Origin of the sequence: Lacrimispora sphenoides JCM 1415, from assembly GCF_900105615.1 — a bacterium.
Classification (GTDB): Bacteria; Bacillota; Clostridia; order Lachnospirales; family Lachnospiraceae; genus Lacrimispora; species Lacrimispora sphenoides.
Genome location: NZ_LT630003.1, coordinates 1,917,826 through 1,933,414, shown reverse-complemented (window position 1 = coordinate 1,933,414; position 15,589 = coordinate 1,917,826). Strand labels below are relative to the sequence as shown.

Here is a 15,589-nt window from a genome sequence, read left to right as displayed (position 1 = left end):
ATTTATAATATAGTTTAGCTGAACTTGCGGCGCAAGTGAAGATAAAAGGGCTGCCTTTTAGCCCGTCCATCCGATTATGAAAACATCTTTTGTTTTCATAATAGAATCAGTACTTTTGGGGAGGTGTGAAATGGAAGTCAGACATGAACTGGTCATTCCCAATGATGATTTGCCTTTCCGGCTGTTTATTTTTGAGGGGAGGGATGGAAATTACAAGGTCACGAAACACTGGCACCACTCCGTTGAGATTTTTCTGGTTCAGGAAGGCAGGATTGATTTTTATATCAACAACAGCCACCTATCCCTTGAAAAACAGGATTTTGTGCTGGTCAATTCTAATGAAGTCCATTCCATTGAATGCCCAAATCCTAATATCACCATAGTTCTTCAAATACCGGCGGAATCCTTTGAGGAGTACATGGGAGAAGAAAATTATGTGAATTTTGAGAAAAAGGATGAGGTCCAAAACAAGAGACTGACGCAGCTGGTGATTTCCATGTTTTCCATATATGAGGAACAGGAATATGGTTATAGCCTGAAGGTAAAAAGCCTGTTCTATGAACTTCTGTATCTTTTGGTTACGGAATTTAAAGCGGAGGCCATGGATAAGGAGGTCATCCGCCAGAAAAAGCAGCTCGACAAGCTGTCAAAGGTGACTCAGTATATGAGAGAAAATTATGACCAGGACTTAAAGCTTGACGAGGTGGCAGGGCGATTTGGCTTCAGTCCTACCTACCTGTCCAGAATCTTTCAAAAATATGCGCAGGTCAATTACCGTACCTATCTTATTGACCTGCGTGTCAAGTATGCGGTCCGGGAACTGGTAGGGACCGGCGGTGAGATCGGTGAGATCGCCATGAAGCATGGATTTCCGGACAGCAGAGCCTTTTCCAAGGCATTTAAGAAGCGGTATGGCTGTCTTCCCAGTGAATACAGGAAACACCTGGATGCAGGCAGATGACGGAAATGCAATTATTTTAATATAGGGTGTTATAATTACTGAAAATATGATATAATGTACCATAACTTTGGGCGAAGGATGTGATTGTATGAATATCAGGGAATCCACTGAACAATGGGAGGAAGCATATTTAAGTCCTTATGCCGCTTTCAGTAAGAACAGTAAAGGAAGAGAGCGGGAAGAGGACGCTTGTGATATCCGGACTGCCTACCAACGGGACCGGGACCGGATCATTCACTGCAAGGCATTTCGCAGGCTGAAACATAAAACCCAGGTTTTTCTGTCCCCGGAAGGGGATCACTACAGAACCAGACTGACTCATACCCTGGAAGTATCCCAGATAGCCAGAACCATAGCAAAATCTCTGCGCATGAACGAAGACTTAACAGAGGCCATAGCTTTGGCTCATGATCTGGGCCATACCCCATTCGGCCATTCCGGGGAAGCAATTTTGAATAAGATCTGCTCCCAGGGCTTTGCCCATTATAAGCAAAGCGTACGGGTAGTAGAAGTTTTGGAAAAGGATGGCATGGGCTTAAACCTCACCTGGGAGGTCAGGGATGGAATCTTAAATCACCGCACCAGCGGTCACCCTTCCACATTAGAAGGGGGCATTGTCCGCCTGTCGGATAAGATTGCCTACATCAACCATGACATTGACGATGCCATCAGGGCAAAGATGTTTGTGGAGGAGGATCTGCCGGAGTGCTATACGGGCGTTTTGGGTCACAGCGTTCGTGAAAGACTTAACAATCTGATCCATGATATTATCCGCAACAGCTATGGAAAGCCGGAGATCATAATGTCTCCCGATATGGAGAAGGCCATGCAGGGGCTGCGCACCTGGATGTTTGAAAACGTTTATAAAAGTGATATCCCAAAAGCAGAAGAAGGGAAAGCACAACATCTCATCGTCATGCTTTTTAATTACTATATGGAACACCCGGACAAGCTAGCGGAGGAATACCGCACCTTAATGGAGGAAGGGGAAGAAAGCAGGGAACAGGCGGTCTGCGATTACATTGCAGGCATGAGTGACAGATTTGCCATTGATAAATTTGAAGAGCTGTTTGTCCCAAAAGCCTGGAAAATGGTTTAAAGCAAATGAAACTGAAAAGGAGAAACACCCTGCGGGTATACCTTCATGGCCAAAATACATGGCCTGAAAAAAGGAAAGGAGAAATGAAGCTTCATGCGATATTCGGAAGAAGTAATTGAAGAGGTCCGGATGAAGAATGACATCGTGGATGTGATCTCGGGATACGTCAAGCTGCAGAAGAAGGGAAGCAACTATTTTGGTCTCTGTCCTTTTCACAATGAAAAGTCCCCTTCCTTTTCCGTATCTCCCGCTAAACAGATGTACTACTGCTTTGGCTGCGGTGCAGGAGGAAATGTACTGACGTTTATTATGGAATATGAAAACTATTCCTTTTCTGAGGCCTTAAAAGTTCTGGCAGACCGTTCAGGCGTGAAGCTTCCTGCGGCAGAGTACAGCAAGGAAGCAAGAGAGCAGGAAGATCTTAGGTCCACTCTTTTGGAAATCAATAAGCTGGCCGCCAGTTACTTTTATTACCAGCTTAAAAAGCCTCAGGGTGAGACCGGCTACCGCTATTTAAGGGACAGGCAGTTAAGCGACGAGACCATCACAAGGTTCGGGCTTGGCTACTCCAATAAAACCAGCGATGATCTTTACCGGTATTTAAAGGGCAAGGGATATGACGATAGTCTGTTAAAGCAGACCGGACTGGTGACCATAGAGGAACGGGGGACCTATGATAAGTTTTGGAACCGGGTCATGTTTCCTATTATGGATGTGAACAACCGGGTCATAGGTTTCGGCGGCAGGGTCATGGGAGCCGGGGAACCAAAGTATTTAAACTCGCCGGAGACAAAGCTTTTTGACAAAAGCCGGAATTTATATGGTCTTAATTATGCCAGGCTTTCACGGGAAAAGTACATATTGATCTGCGAGGGCTACATGGATGTGATCGCGATGCACCAGGCCGGCTTTACCAATGCGGTGGCTTCTCTGGGAACGGCATTTACCACCCAGCATGCCCAGCTTTTAAAACGGTATACGGATAAAGTGGTTCTCACCTATGACAGCGACGGCGCAGGCGTTAAGGCTGCCCTCCGTGCCATTCCCATTCTTAAGGAAGCGGGAATCTCCATCCGCGTGCTTAACATGCAGCCATATAAAGATCCGGATGAGTTCATAAAGAATCAGGGGGCAGAAGAATTCCGTAAACGGATCGATGAGGCCCGCAACAGCTTCCTGTTTGAAGTTGATGTGCTGAAAAAGAATTATAAAATGGATGATCCGGAGCAGAAAACAGAATTTTATAATCAGGTGGCCAGGAAACTTCTGGAATTCCCGGAAGCACTGGAACGTGAGAATTATTTGGAGGCGGTATCCAGGGAATATTTTATCAATTATGATGATTTAAAACGTCTGGTCAACCGCTTAGGCGCTTCTTTTGGACCATCGGTTTTAGCTCAGAGGGAAGAAGAGGGAAACTTAAAAAATCAGAGGAAAAAGGAAAAGGAAGATGGTGTAAAGCAGTCCCAAAGGCTGCTTCTCACCTGGCTCATTGAAAATCCATTATTATTTGATAAGATTGAAGGAGTTGTTACTCCTGATGATTTTATAGAAGAACTGTATCACAAGGTGGCACGGATGGTTTTTGACGGACACGCTGCCGGAACATTGAATCCGGCCGAGATCTTAAATCATTTCATTCATGATGAAGGTCAATACCGGGCAGTCGCAGGTCTTTTTCATGCGAGCTTAAAAGAGTCCCTAGATAATGAAGAGCAAAAAAAGGCGTTTTCGGAAACAATTATGAAAGTGAAAAAAAACAGTCTGGATTATGCCAGCCGTCATGCAGCGGGGATTTTGGAACTGCAGAATATTATAAAGGAACAGGCTGCGTTAAAGGATTTGCATATTTCGCTGGATTAGGGTGTACACTATAGGCAGGCTGTGGAAGGATGGAAGAACATGGACGAGAATGTGAAGAAGGCAGCAGATAAAATGGTGGGGTCAAAAAAAACGGAAGAGGAACAGGCTGCAGAGCTTAAGGCTTTGGAGTCAGCCGCTGCATTTGAGGAGAAATTAAATCAGCTTCTTCTCCTTGCAAAAAAGAAACGGAATGTGCTGGAAAACCAGGAGGTTCTGGATTTTTTTGTGGGAGAGAACTTAGACTCGGATAAGCTGGATCAAATTTATGATTTTCTGGAAAGCAATAAGGTAGATGTGCTTCAAATCGGCGGTGAGGAACTGGATCTTGATGAGGATCTGTTCATAGAAGAAGATATCGAGGATGAAGAAGAAATCGATATGGAAAGTATTGATTTATCCGTTCCGGAAGGTATCAGTGTGGAAGATCCGGTCCGCATGTATTTGAAGGAGATCGGCAAGGTGCCTCTTCTTTCCAGTGAAGATGAAATCGAGCTCGCCAAGAGAATTGAGCTGGGTGATGATGATGCAAAGCAGAGGCTGACAGAGGCCAATCTGCGTCTGGTGGTCAGCATTGCCAAGCGTTATGTCGGGCGGGGAATGCAGTTTTTAGATTTGATCCAGGAAGGAAACTTAGGACTTATTAAGGCTGTGGAAAAGTTTGATTACCGGAAAGGTTATAAGTTCAGCACCTATGCGACCTGGTGGATCAGACAGGCCATCACACGCGCCATTGCGGACCAGGCCCGCACCATCCGGATTCCGGTTCATATGGTTGAGACCATCAACCGCCTGGTTCGTGTGTCCAGACAGCTTTTACAGGAGTTGGGCAGAGAGCCGGTGCCGGAGGAGATAGCAGCCAGAGCGGATATGCAGGTCGACAGGGTCAGAGAAATCATGAAGGTATCTCAGGAACCGGTATCCCTAGAGACACCAATCGGAGAGGAAGAGGACAGCCATCTTGGAGATTTTATACAGGATGAGCAAGTTGCTGTTCCGGCCGATGCCGCCACATTTACCATGCTCCATGAACAGTTAATGGAGGTGCTTGACACCCTGACCGAACGGGAGCAAAAGGTCTTAAAGCTGCGTTTCGGACTTGATGACGGCCGGCCCAGAACCTTAGAAGAGGTAGGAAAAGAATTTAATGTAACGAGAGAACGAATTCGTCAGATAGAAGCAAAAGCATTGCGTAAACTGCGCCATCCCAGCAGAAGCAAGAAGCTTAAGGACTATCTGGATGATTAAAGATACAAGACGGAGTTTAAGATGAAGTTATCAAGGCGTTTGGAAACGATTGCTTCCTTTGTTCCGGAAGGAAGCAGAATTGCAGATATTGGGACGGATCATGGTTATATTCCTATCCATCTGGTACAGGAAGGAAAAGCAAAATATGCCATTGCCATGGATGTGCGGAAGGGCCCCTTGTTAAGGGCCCAGGCCCATATCCAGGAGGCAGGTCTGCAAGCCCATGTGGAAGTCCGTTTAAGCGACGGACTTTTAAAATTAGAGCAGAACGAAGCAGACTGTGTGGTCATAGCTGGCATGGGCGGTGAGCTGATCATACATATACTTGAGGAAGGCCGTAATTTATGGGAAGGCATTTCCTACTGGGTCCTATCCCCTCACTCAGAACTGGACAAGGTGCGCAGATTCCTGGAAGAACAGGAATTTTTTATTGAGCGGGAGACTATGATAAAAGAAGAAGGAAAGTTCTATTCCGTAATGGGAATCAGCAGAAAGATAAAAACAGGTGATAAAGATGAACGCGAGATTTCCTACCGCTATGGAAGAAGCCTGCTGGAATCCAAAGATCCTGTTTTAAAGGATTATTTAAAAAAGGAAGAAGAGCAGCTGGAGCAGATCATGAGTGGGCTTACCGGGAGCCAGACGGAGGCAGCGGTCAGAAGAATGGAAGAGCTGAAGCTGGAACTAGCCTATAACAAGGAGGCACAGGATGCAGTGCGATAAACTCATAGAAAAACTGGAACAGCTGGCGCCGCCAGTCTGTGCCTGTGATTGGGATAATGTGGGCCTTTTAGCAGGCCGTAGTGATAAAGAAGTAAAAAAGGTTTTTATTGCCTTAGATGCTACTGACGAGGTGGTGGAAAATGCTGTACGGTGGGGAGCAGATTTATTGATTACTCATCATCCCCTTATTTTCAAGCCTTTGAATAGAATTAATGACAAGGATTTTATATCCAGACGTATTATAAGCCTGATCCGCAATGACATCTCTTACTATGCCATGCATACAAACTTTGATGCCGCTCCTGGCTGTATGGCTGATGCAGCCGCACAAAAGCTTGGGCTTACAGATTTAAACGTGCTGGATAAAGAAGGCGTGATGCTGAAAGAAACAACGGAAGGTTCCAGGGAAATAGTATATGGAATCGGGAAAACGGGGTATCTTAAGGAAGAGATGACAGTAAAGGAGATCGCTGTTCTTGTGAAGGAGCGGTTTCATCTTCCCTTTGTCACTGTTTATGGAGAGGCAGCACCAGGAGAGACCGTACGTTTTGTAGGCATAAGTCCTGGATCCGGAGGAAGTATGATCAAACCGGCTCTGGCTGCAGGTGTGAAAGTCTTTATAACAGGCGATATCGGCCACCACAGTGGGATTGATGCCGCTGCAAACCATATGGCTGTCATTGATGCCGGCCATTACGGCCTGGAATATCTGTTTTTGGACTTTCTGGAAGAGTATCTGAAGAAAGAAGTAGGGGAGGACTTAGAAATCTGCAAGGCAGAAGTGGAATTTCCTGAAACATTCATATAAGGAGGAAGCGAATGGCAGTTGTTACTATAAACGGTGTAGAAAAGCAATACCCAATTGGCACGTCTTATCAAGAGATTGCAAAAGAATATCAGCCCCAATATGAAAATGATATCTTACTGGTAAGCATAAACGGAAAATTAAGTGAGCTCCATAAAACAGTCCAGTTCGACTGCAGCCTTCGTTTCTTTACAGGGAAAGACCAGCCCGGAATCCAGACTTATCACAGAAGCGCAATATTTGTTATGATGAAAGCCTTTTACGATGTGGCTGGCGCAGAAAATATTGAAAAAGTGACTGTGGATTTTTCTCTTGGAAAAGGCTATTATATAGAGGCTCACGGAAAGATTGGACTGACTGAGGAACTGCTTTCCCGGGTAAAAGCCCGCATGCAGGAGTATGTGAGCCAAAAAATCCCGATTATGAAACGGAGTGTAAACACGGACGATGCCATTGATTTATTTCACAAGCACCGGATGTATGACAAAGAAAGACTGTTTCGCTACCGCCGGGTTTCCCGTGTCAATATCTACAGCATAGGCGGCTTTGAAGATTACTATTATGGATATATGGTTCAGAATACCGGATATGTTAAGTATTTTGACCTGATATTACATGATGAGGGCTTTATGATCATGCTGCCCCAGAAGGAAAACCCCAAAGAAGTACCTGTATTCGAGCCGGAAAAGAAGAAGAAGCTGTTCCGTGTGCTGAAGGAGAGTGTAAAATGGGGGGAACGGCTGAATGTATCCCATGTAGGCGCCCTGAATGAAGAGATTGCATCGGGCAATATCAATGAACTGATTTTAATTCAGGAGGCCTTACAGGAAAAGAAAATTGCTGAGATCGCGGAACGAATTGGTGCCGACAGGAGTAAAAAATTTGTTATGATTGCCGGACCGTCCTCATCCGGAAAAACCACCTTTTCCCACCGGCTGTCCGTTCAGCTAAAGGCTCAGGGAATGATCCCTCATCCCATTGCCGTGGACGATTATTTTGTCAATCGGGTAGACAGTCCGAAAAATCCGGACGGAAGCTACAATTATGAGGTTTTAGAAAGTCTGGATATTGAACAGTTTAATAAAGACATGACGGCTCTTCTGGCCGGAGAAACAGTGGAAATGCCGCGGTACCAATTTAAAACAGGGGTCAGGGAGTACCGAGGCGATTATCTCAAACTGGGAAAAGACGATATCCTGGTGATCGAAGGGATCCATTGCTTAAATGACAGGCTCTCCTATACCCTGCCAAAGGATAGTAAATTCCGTGTATATGTAAGTGCACTGACTCAGTTGAATATTGATGAACACAACCGGATTCCAACAACCGATTGCCGCCTGATCCGGCGGATGGTACGGGATGCCAGAACAAGGGGCGCTTCCGCGCAGGACACCATACGCATGTGGCCGGCGGTGAGAGCAGGAGAGGAAGAATATATTTTCCCCTTCCAGGAATCTGCGGATATGATGTTCAACTCGGCTACGGTCTATGAACTGGCTGTGCTGAAGCAGTATGCAGAACCTCTGTTATTCGGCATTCCCAGAGAATCCCCGGAATATATGGAAGCAAAGCGCCTGCTAAAATTCCTGGATTATTTTCTTGGAGTCAATTGTGAGGATATCCCGCGCAATTCCATTGTCAGAGAATTTATAGGAGGAAGCTGTTTTAAGGTTTAAATCGGAAAGTAGCTTTACAAATTAAGAAATGTATGATATGTTAATATAGCTTATGAGAAGCTGTCTTTTCGCTTTTCATAAAAGGTGCTGTTTTTTAGCACCGTCTATCCAATTATGAAAACAGTTTTTTCATAATATAGTTTTGAGTAAGACAAATGGCCGCAGCTGCGAAGCCGAAAGGCTGCAGGTGAGGAAAGTCCGGGCTTCACAGGGCAGGATGCCAGATAACGTCTGGCGGAGGCGACTCCAGGGAAAGTGCAACAGAAATATACCGCCGCTTCATGCGGTAAGGGTGGAAAGGTGGTGTAAGAGACCACCGCCCTTCTGGTAACAGGAGGGGTCCATGTAAACCCCATCCGAAGCAAGACCGAACAGGGAGCATAAGGCGGCCCGTCTGCTCCCGGGTAGGTCGCTTGAGCCTGCTGGCGACGGCAGGCCTAGATAGATGGCCATTCAATGACATAACCCGGCTTATCGTCTTACTCAAAACTTAGAGAAGTGGATACTATGCAATGTCTCTGTTCCTTATCAGAGCAGATCATATGGAAAGAATAAAAAACTGCCTTCCTTATATTCGGGGAAGGCAGTTTTTGAATTATTTAGAATATTTTTCTTCGCAATACCGGCAACGGTAAACTTCTTTCTGCTCATCGGCAAGATAGAATACATGAGGAAGCCCCTGCTCGATGGAGGTAATGCAGCGGGGGTTTTTGCATTGTATCACGTTGGTGATCTTATTAGGAAGGCTTAAAGTCTTCTTTTCCACAATCAGGTTATCCTTAATAATGTTAACCGTAATGTTATGGTCAATATATCCCAGGATGTCTAAATCAATGTGGTCTAAGCCGCCTTCAATTTTTATGATGTCCTTTTTTCCCATCTTATTGCTTCTTGCATTCTTAATGATGGCGACCTGGCAGTCCAGCTTGTCCAGACCCAGGTTATAATAGATTTCCAGACTTTTGCCGGCTTCAATGTGGTCTAATACGATTCCTTCTTTTAATCCGCTGATATTTAACATGATTTTTCTACCTCCAGTAATGTCATGATAAGAGCCATACGCACATACACGCCGTACTGTGCCTGCTTAAAGTAGGCGGCTCGGGGATCCTCGTCAACCTCCACTGAGATTTCGTTGACTCTTGGAAGAGGGTGAAGAACATACATATCTTCTTTCGCCAGCTTCATTTTCTTTTTGTCCAGAATGTAGCAGTCTTTCAAACGGATGTAATCTTCCTCATTGAAGAAGCGTTCCTTCTGAACGCGGGTCATATAGAGGATATCAAGAGAAGGCATGGCATCGTCAAGGCTGTCCATTTCTACAAATTCAATGTTGTTGGCTTTCAGTACATCTTCTCGGATGTATTCAGGCACCCGTAACTCTGGAGGGGAAATTAAGATGAATTTGATGTTTTCGTAACGTACAAGAGCATTAATCAGAGAGTGAACCGTGCGGCCAAATTTTAAGTCGCCACAGAGGCCAATGGTCAGATCATTCAAACGGCCTTTTAAAGAATTGATGGAAAGCAGATCAGTAAGGGTCTGGGTCGGATGCTGGTGGCCTCCGTCACCGGCATTGATGACCGGTATGCTGGAATGGTTGGCAGCTACCAGTGGAGCCCCTTCCTTTGGATGTCTCATGGCACATATGTCTGCGTAGCAGGAGAGAACCCGAATGGTATCAGCAACACTTTCTCCTTTTGCGGCAGAACTGGAGTCGGCAGAAGAAAAGCCTAGTACACTGCCGCCCAGATTTAACATGGCAGCCTCGAAACTCAAACGAGTTCTTGTACTTGGCTCATAAAATAATGTCGCTAATTTTTTTCCATCGCATACATGAGAATATTTTGGAAGATTTTCTTCGATATCTTTCGCCAGGTCTAAGAGTTGTCCTGTCTCTTCCACACTAAAGTCTAACGGGTTAAGTAAATGTCTCATAAGAATCTCCTTTATCCACTAAATTATGGTCTAAAATTCTATCCCATCTATTATACAGTATCCGTAAGAAAATTTCCACACTTTTTTTAAATTTATGATATAATCTTTTCGTATGCTATTTTTCCAGAAATTAACAGCTTCCCTCCTGTAAGGAATATTTAAGGAAGCGTAAGAAAATAAAGAATGACCGATGGAAATATCTTGTTGTATAATGTGTATGCAAAGTCAAGTGTCCTGCAACAGGTACAATATCGTTGACACTAGCAGCATTCGCCAGATAAAAGAATGCCTGTATTCCTGTGCCTGGCTCATTGCTTGCAAAAATAAAGAAAGGGGGTGTCTGTTTTGGCGGAAAAAAAGTCACCTATGATTCAGGTCAAGAATCTCTACAAGGTGTACAAAGTGGGAAACACAAAGGTCTATGCGTTAAACGGCGTGGACTTTACTATATATAAGGGAGAGTTCTGTGCGATCGTGGGCCCCTCCGGTTCCGGTAAATCCACTCTCTTAAATATGTTGGCCGGCCTTGAGAAGCCGTCAAAGGGAGAGATTGTCATTGGCGGGAACCATATAGAAAAGCTTTCGGAAAATCAGCTGGTATCATTCCGCAGAAAGCACGTGGGTTTTATTTTTCAGTCCTATAATCTTTTACAGACTATGAATGCGGTGGAGAATGTGGCTATGCCTCTGTCATTTCGGGGAGTGCCGAAGAAAACAAGAAATGAAAAGGCAAAGGAATACATAAAGCTGGTGGGGCTTGAGAAACAGATGAAGCATATGGCCAATGAGATGTCAGGAGGTCAGCAGCAGAGAGTCGGCATTGCAAGAGCTTTAGCAGTGGATCCTAAGATCATCTTTGCGGATGAGCCAACTGGAAACTTAGATTCCAAGACCACCAGGGAAATTTTAAGTTTAATGCAGAAAATCGTTCGGGAGCAGAATCAGACTCTGGTCATGGTTACACATGATAATTATATTGCAAAGTTTGCAGACAGACAATTCCATATAGTAGATGGAAAGATTGTTAAAATCGAAGAACAGCATCATGAGGAACAGCATCATGAGGTTACGAAGGAGGACATGGGATATGAAGAAGGTTAGGAAAGGGATTTTATGGCTGCTTGCGGCCTTTATGATCATAGGAGCCATGCCCGGTGCGGCTTTTGCCCAGTATGACCTAAGCAAAAACACTTACATAGATGTTAAGAAGACTCCATCAGGAAAGACCGGGGAAAACGTTACCATTAATATGGTTTTTACGAATAATAGCGGCAATGATTTAAACAATGTGGCCGTGAGGTTTGACCGGGATCTGGCGGAACAGGAGTACCGGGCAACGGAAGACGCAGATGAAGATTCGAAATATACTGGATCAGTCTTTCCTTTTGAGATCACTTCCAGTACTTTTGACAACAAAAAGCTGGGAACAGTAAAGAGCGGGTCATCTAAGAGTATTTCTCTTACTGGAAGGGTTCGAAGAGATATTGCAGAGGGCTATTACCTGGTACCTTTGGAAGTCGTAACGGATGCATCAAAAAAGGATGACGGTGCCCATTCCAGCTACGAAAAGGTCAATATCTGGATCACAAAATCCTCATCAACCACGGAATCCGGGAAGGATGAAGGGACGATCCAGTTTGAACTGGGCGAAAACCAGAATACGCCTTTTGGCATCTATCCCCAAACCATGAATTTTAATATGAACGTCCGCAATGCCTCACAAGTTACGGCTTTTGATGTGAATGTCCGTATGAAGCTGGACCAGGACAGCACAAAGTTCCCCTTTGATATTAACGATGGAAACTACACCAGGCATTATGACCGCATGGGCGGTGGTGAAACGGTAGAGATTCCCTACAGCATGAATATCCGCAAGGATGTTTACAGCGGATACTATCCTATCACCTTTACCATTGAATACCGTGACAGCTCGGACGGAGATATCCAGAAAGCGGAAGAGACCTTCTATGTCAAGGTTCAGAATAAAGACAAGGAAGAGGAGACCGGTGATTTCAATGCCAATGACAGAACAAAGGCAAGAATCATTGTAGATGGGTTCCAGACGAACCCGGAGACAGTTTATGCCGGGGAGGAATTTGAAATGATCCTCCATATGAAGAACGCCTCCGAAAACGTGGCGGCAAGCAACCTCCTCTTTAACCTGGAATCAGAAAAAGTTACAGACAGCGCGGTATTTACCATGGATTCCGGTTCCTCATCGATTGTTGTGAATTCTCTTCCCGCAGGCCAGACAACGGATATAAAGTTAAAGCTTCGGGCGGGAGCATGGGTGGATCAAAGAACCTATGCCATCACTATCAACGAAAAGTACGACAGCCCTGAATTTAAAAACGCAGAAGAAAAGGTGACGGTAAACATTCCTGTTAAGCAGGTTTCCAGGTTGAACACGGGAACGATCGAGGTAATGCCGGATATGATTTCCGTAGGTTCAGAGACAAATGTGATGTTTCCCATCAATAACACGGGAAAAGTCCTCCTCTACAATGTAATGGTGGCATTTGTGGGAGATTCCATCCAGCAGACCAACAGCTATGTAGGAAATATAAAGCCAGGAGAGTCTGGAAATGTGGATGCCATGATCAGCGGAACAGCGCCTACCACGGATGATGGAAAAATTAAGATTATGATCACCTATGAGGATGAAAACGGGGTAGTCAGCGATCCCGTTGAAAAAGAGATAAGTTTAACGGTAACAGAGCAGGAGGACCTAGATCCCGGAATGGATGGATCAGGAGAATTTCCGGCAGTAACAGAGCCGGAAGGTACTTCTAAATATGGAAAGATCATCATTCCAGCGGTGATTGCCGTCCTGGTGATAGGAACCATTGGAACCGTATATGTGCTTAAAAGACGTAAAAAGAAAAAGGAAGCACTGGAAGAACTAGAAGAGGAAAAAGACAATGAAATTTAGCGATTTGCTTTCCATGAGTGTAAATAACTTAAGACGCAGGAAGCTAAGGACATTTTTAACGGTTCTGGGAGTTTTGATCGGTACGGCTTCCATTGTTGTCATGGTGTCTTTGGGGATCGGCTTTAATGAACTTACCATGGAACAGATCGCTTCCTATGGAAGCCTTACGGAAGTTTCCGTATATTCCAATGCCATGTGGGGAGGAAATGAAAGCAGCAAGGATCCTAATTACATGACGGATGATGTGATTGCACAGTTTGAACGGATTGATCATGTGAATACTGCTTCCCCCCTTCTGGAAACCAGTGTTTTGATGACTCAGGGGGCTTACCAGGCATATATCAACCTGATCGGTGTCACCCAGGAGTATATGAAAAATATTCCCTTAAAGGAAGGGCAAATTCCAGAAGCGGGAAAAAGAGACTTACAGATGATTGTAGGGAATATGGTTGCCAGGAATTTCAGCAACCCTAAAAGCAATCGTAACAACTATTATGATGATCCCTCCAGCATTCCTGACATTGATTTTATAAATAGGCCTATGTTTGTGATTTTTGATATGGATGCCTATTATCAGTCCCAAAACGGGGGAACTGGGGAAGGCGGGGCAACCGTCAAACCGCCCAAAAAGTATCTCATACCAACGGCCGGCCTGGTGGAAGGCGGGCCGGAGGATTGGAATAACTACAGTTATAGCGTTTATGTGGATTTAGATGCGCTAAAGGCCCAGTTAAAACAGATTTTTAAAAAGAAACCCATTCCAAACCAGCCAACCAATAAAAAGGGAAAACCCTACAACTATTTTATTTATCAGCAGGCGGTTGTGGAAGTTGATGATATGAACAATGTAACAGCGGTACAAAAAGCGATTACAGATATGGGCTTTCAGGCCAACAGCAACATGGAGTGGCTGGAGCAGTCTCAGAAGCAGGCCAAGATGGTTCAGGCTCTTTTGGGAGGAATCGGAGCAGTATCCCTGTTTGTAGCGGCAATTGGTATCGCCAATACCATGATGATGTCCATTTACGAAAGAACAAAGGAAATCGGAATCTTAAAGGTCCTTGGCTGCGATATGAACAATATCAGGAACATGTTCCTGCTGGAGTCAGGCTTTATCGGATTTTTAGGAGGCATAACGGGAATCCTGTTCAGCTATGGGGTTTCATTCCTTATTAACAGGTTCCTTTCGGGCCGTTTTATGTCAAATATGCCTGGCGATCTTTCCAGGATTCCTCCCTGGCTTTCCCTAACAGCCGTTGGTTTTGCTGTTTTTGTAGGAATGGCCGCAGGATTTTTCCCTGCCCTAAGAGCCATGAAGTTAAGTCCTCTTGCAGCCATAAGGAATGAATAACTAATGAAAAGCAAGTCCCCACCCATACTTAATGCTTTTCGCATTTGAAGTAAGGGACTTACTTGATTCGGTTAAAAAAGAGGGTTGCTTTTTTTCAGAGAATATTATATGATGATGTACAAGGTACGTGCGACTGGCGGATAAGTGGATTTCTACCACGGGGAGCACGATACGTAAAAAGCCGACCGCCTGGGCACCCTATGGGATGCCCAGGCGGTTTTTTGCGTGAGCAACGAGCCAAATGAGTTCATTGTGTTTCATTCAGAAAGGAGACCAGATCTGATGAGTTTGATTTCTTTACAAGACGATTTAAAGAGTAATTCCTATCCGGGAAGAGGCATTATTATGGGAAAAACACCGGATGGAACAAAGGCGGTTGCCGCTTATTTTATTATGGGAAGAAGCGACAACAGCCGTAACCGCGTATTCGTAGAGGAAGGGGAAGGAATCCGTACCCAGGCCTTTGATCCCTCAAAGGTCACAGACCCCAGCCTTATTATTTACGCTCCGGTGCGGGTTATGGGGAATAAGACTATCGTGACAAACGGAGATCAAACCGATACCATTTACGAGGGAATGGATATACAGCTGACGTTTGAACAGTCCTTACGTTGCCGGGAATTTGAACCGGATAGTCCTAATTATACGCCCCGTATTTCCGGGATCATGCATATAGAAGGCGGGCGCTTCAACTACGCCATGTCCATCATAAAGAGCAATCATGGGAATCCGGACTCCTGCAACCGTTATACCTTTGCCTATGATAATCCGGAGGCAGGTGAAGCCCATTTCATTCATACCTATATGCATGATGGAAGTCCATTGCCAAGCTTTGAAGGGGAACCAAAACTGGCAGCGACCCTTGATGAATTGGATGAATTTACTGCCATGCTATGGGAAAGCCTCCATGAGGAGAATAAGATTTCTCTCTTTGTAAGATATATTGACATAGAATCCGGAGCTTATGAAACCCGGATTGTAAATAAAAATCAATGA

Annotated in this window: 13 protein-coding genes, 1 other RNA gene and 1 riboswitch; of the genes, 12 read left to right on the top strand and 2 right to left on the bottom strand. The window is 44.8% G+C overall.

Translation table 11 applies throughout. The annotated features are described in order from the left end of the window. Positions 1 to 130 precede the first annotated feature (130 nt). The 8 genes from BMX69_RS08620 to rnpB all read left to right on the top strand — a co-directional run bounded on the left by BMX69_RS08620 (position 131) and on the right by rnpB (position 8,862). A complete protein-coding gene (locus BMX69_RS08620; protein ID WP_054790986.1) occupies positions 131 to 961 on the top strand; it encodes an AraC family transcriptional regulator in 831 nt (276 codons plus the stop codon). Positions 962 to 1,049: 88 nt separating this feature from the next. Continuing rightward, positions 1,050 to 2,060, top strand: a complete 1,011-nt coding sequence (locus BMX69_RS08615) for a deoxyguanosinetriphosphate triphosphohydrolase (protein WP_100042128.1) — start codon at positions 1,050 to 1,052, stop codon at positions 2,058 to 2,060. Between the two features lie 93 nt (positions 2,061 to 2,153). Next, positions 2,154 to 3,923: a DNA primase gene (gene dnaG, locus BMX69_RS08610; RefSeq protein WP_100042127.1), complete on the top strand. Its 1,770-nt coding sequence runs from the start codon at positions 2,154 to 2,156 to the stop codon at positions 3,921 to 3,923. A gap of 39 nt (positions 3,924 to 3,962) precedes the next feature. Beyond that, a complete protein-coding gene (rpoD, locus tag BMX69_RS08605; RefSeq protein ID WP_242941386.1) occupies positions 3,963 to 5,168 on the top strand; it encodes an RNA polymerase sigma factor RpoD in 1,206 nt (401 codons plus the stop codon). Positions 5,169 to 5,189: 21 nt separating this feature from the next. Then, positions 5,190 to 5,891, top strand: coding sequence for a tRNA (adenine(22)-N(1))-methyltransferase (locus BMX69_RS08600; RefSeq protein ID WP_054790987.1), 702 nt, complete (start codon positions 5,190 to 5,192; stop codon positions 5,889 to 5,891). Then, complete coding sequence (locus BMX69_RS08595; RefSeq protein WP_100042126.1) at positions 5,878 to 6,699, top strand: Nif3-like dinuclear metal center hexameric protein; 822 nt, start codon at positions 5,878 to 5,880, stop codon at positions 6,697 to 6,699. The genes BMX69_RS08600 and BMX69_RS08595 overlap by 14 nt, the downstream gene beginning before the upstream one ends. A gap of 11 nt (positions 6,700 to 6,710) precedes the next feature. Further along, positions 6,711 to 8,372: a nucleoside kinase gene (locus BMX69_RS08590; protein WP_100042125.1), complete on the top strand. Its 1,662-nt coding sequence runs from the start codon at positions 6,711 to 6,713 to the stop codon at positions 8,370 to 8,372. A 143-nt stretch (positions 8,373 to 8,515) separates the two neighbouring features. After that, positions 8,516 to 8,862, top strand: an RNA gene (rnpB, locus tag BMX69_RS08585) — RNase P RNA component class A. A gap of 105 nt (positions 8,863 to 8,967) precedes the next feature. Here rnpB and BMX69_RS08580 read toward each other — a convergent pair. After that, positions 8,968 to 9,393: an aspartate carbamoyltransferase regulatory subunit gene (locus BMX69_RS08580; protein ID WP_025233291.1), complete on the bottom strand. Its 426-nt coding sequence runs from the start codon at positions 9,391 to 9,393 to the stop codon at positions 8,968 to 8,970. Continuing rightward, on the bottom strand, positions 9,387 to 10,310 hold the full coding sequence (gene pyrB, locus BMX69_RS08575) for an aspartate carbamoyltransferase (protein ID WP_054790988.1): 924 nt from the start codon (positions 10,308 to 10,310) through the stop codon (positions 9,387 to 9,389). Before pyrB ends, BMX69_RS08580 begins: the two co-directional genes overlap by 7 nt. Before the next feature lie 366 nt (positions 10,311 to 10,676). Between pyrB and BMX69_RS08570 the strand changes: the two genes are divergently transcribed. From BMX69_RS08570 to BMX69_RS08555, 4 genes are all read left to right on the top strand, one after another. Further along, the gene (locus BMX69_RS08570) at positions 10,677 to 11,411 is read left to right on the top strand and encodes an ABC transporter ATP-binding protein (RefSeq protein ID WP_054790989.1); all 735 of its coding nucleotides are present in this window, start codon (positions 10,677 to 10,679) and stop codon (positions 11,409 to 11,411) included. Beyond that, positions 11,398 to 13,242 carry a COG1361 S-layer family protein gene (locus tag BMX69_RS08565; protein ID WP_100042124.1) on the top strand — a complete coding sequence of 615 codons (1,845 nt, stop codon included), beginning with the start codon at positions 11,398 to 11,400 and terminating at the stop codon, positions 13,240 to 13,242. The genes BMX69_RS08570 and BMX69_RS08565 overlap by 14 nt, the downstream gene beginning before the upstream one ends. Continuing rightward, positions 13,232 to 14,593, top strand: coding sequence for an ABC transporter permease (locus BMX69_RS08560; protein WP_100042123.1), 1,362 nt, complete (start codon positions 13,232 to 13,234; stop codon positions 14,591 to 14,593). Before BMX69_RS08565 ends, BMX69_RS08560 begins: the two co-directional genes overlap by 11 nt. Positions 14,594 to 14,712: 119 nt before the next feature. Continuing rightward, positions 14,713 to 14,795, top strand: a riboswitch (ZMP/ZTP riboswitch). Between the two features lie 80 nt (positions 14,796 to 14,875). Beyond that, positions 14,876 to 15,589 carry an IMP cyclohydrolase gene (locus BMX69_RS08555; protein WP_100042122.1) on the top strand — a complete coding sequence of 238 codons (714 nt, stop codon included), beginning with the start codon at positions 14,876 to 14,878 and terminating at the stop codon, positions 15,587 to 15,589.

Excerpts from the sequence above, each read along its gene's own strand:
- BMX69_RS08555 (WP_100042122.1), top strand. The coding sequence starts at position 14,876 with ATGAGTTTGATTTCTTTACAAGACGATTTAAAGAGTAATTCCTATCCG.
- dnaG (WP_100042127.1), top strand. The coding sequence starts at position 2,154 with ATGCGATATTCGGAAGAAGTAATTGAAGAGGTCCGGATGAAGAATGAC.
- BMX69_RS08590 (WP_100042125.1), top strand. The coding sequence starts at position 6,711 with ATGGCAGTTGTTACTATAAACGGTGTAGAAAAGCAATACCCAATTGGC.
- BMX69_RS08580 (WP_025233291.1), bottom strand. The coding sequence starts at position 9,393 with ATGTTAAATATCAGCGGATTAAAAGAAGGAATCGTATTAGACCACATT.
- BMX69_RS08570 (WP_054790989.1), top strand. The coding sequence starts at position 10,677 with ATGATTCAGGTCAAGAATCTCTACAAGGTGTACAAAGTGGGAAACACA.
- BMX69_RS08565 (WP_100042124.1), top strand. The coding sequence starts at position 11,398 with ATGAAGAAGGTTAGGAAAGGGATTTTATGGCTGCTTGCGGCCTTTATG.
- BMX69_RS08595 (WP_100042126.1), top strand. The coding sequence starts at position 5,878 with ATGCAGTGCGATAAACTCATAGAAAAACTGGAACAGCTGGCGCCGCCA.
- pyrB (WP_054790988.1), bottom strand. The coding sequence starts at position 10,310 with ATGAGACATTTACTTAACCCGTTAGACTTTAGTGTGGAAGAGACAGGA.
- BMX69_RS08615 (WP_100042128.1), top strand. The coding sequence starts at position 1,050 with ATGAATATCAGGGAATCCACTGAACAATGGGAGGAAGCATATTTAAGT.
- BMX69_RS08600 (WP_054790987.1), top strand. The coding sequence starts at position 5,190 with ATGAAGTTATCAAGGCGTTTGGAAACGATTGCTTCCTTTGTTCCGGAA.
- BMX69_RS08620 (WP_054790986.1), top strand. The coding sequence starts at position 131 with ATGGAAGTCAGACATGAACTGGTCATTCCCAATGATGATTTGCCTTTC.
- BMX69_RS08560 (WP_100042123.1), top strand. The coding sequence starts at position 13,232 with ATGAAATTTAGCGATTTGCTTTCCATGAGTGTAAATAACTTAAGACGC.
- rpoD (WP_242941386.1), top strand. The coding sequence starts at position 3,963 with ATGGACGAGAATGTGAAGAAGGCAGCAGATAAAATGGTGGGGTCAAAA.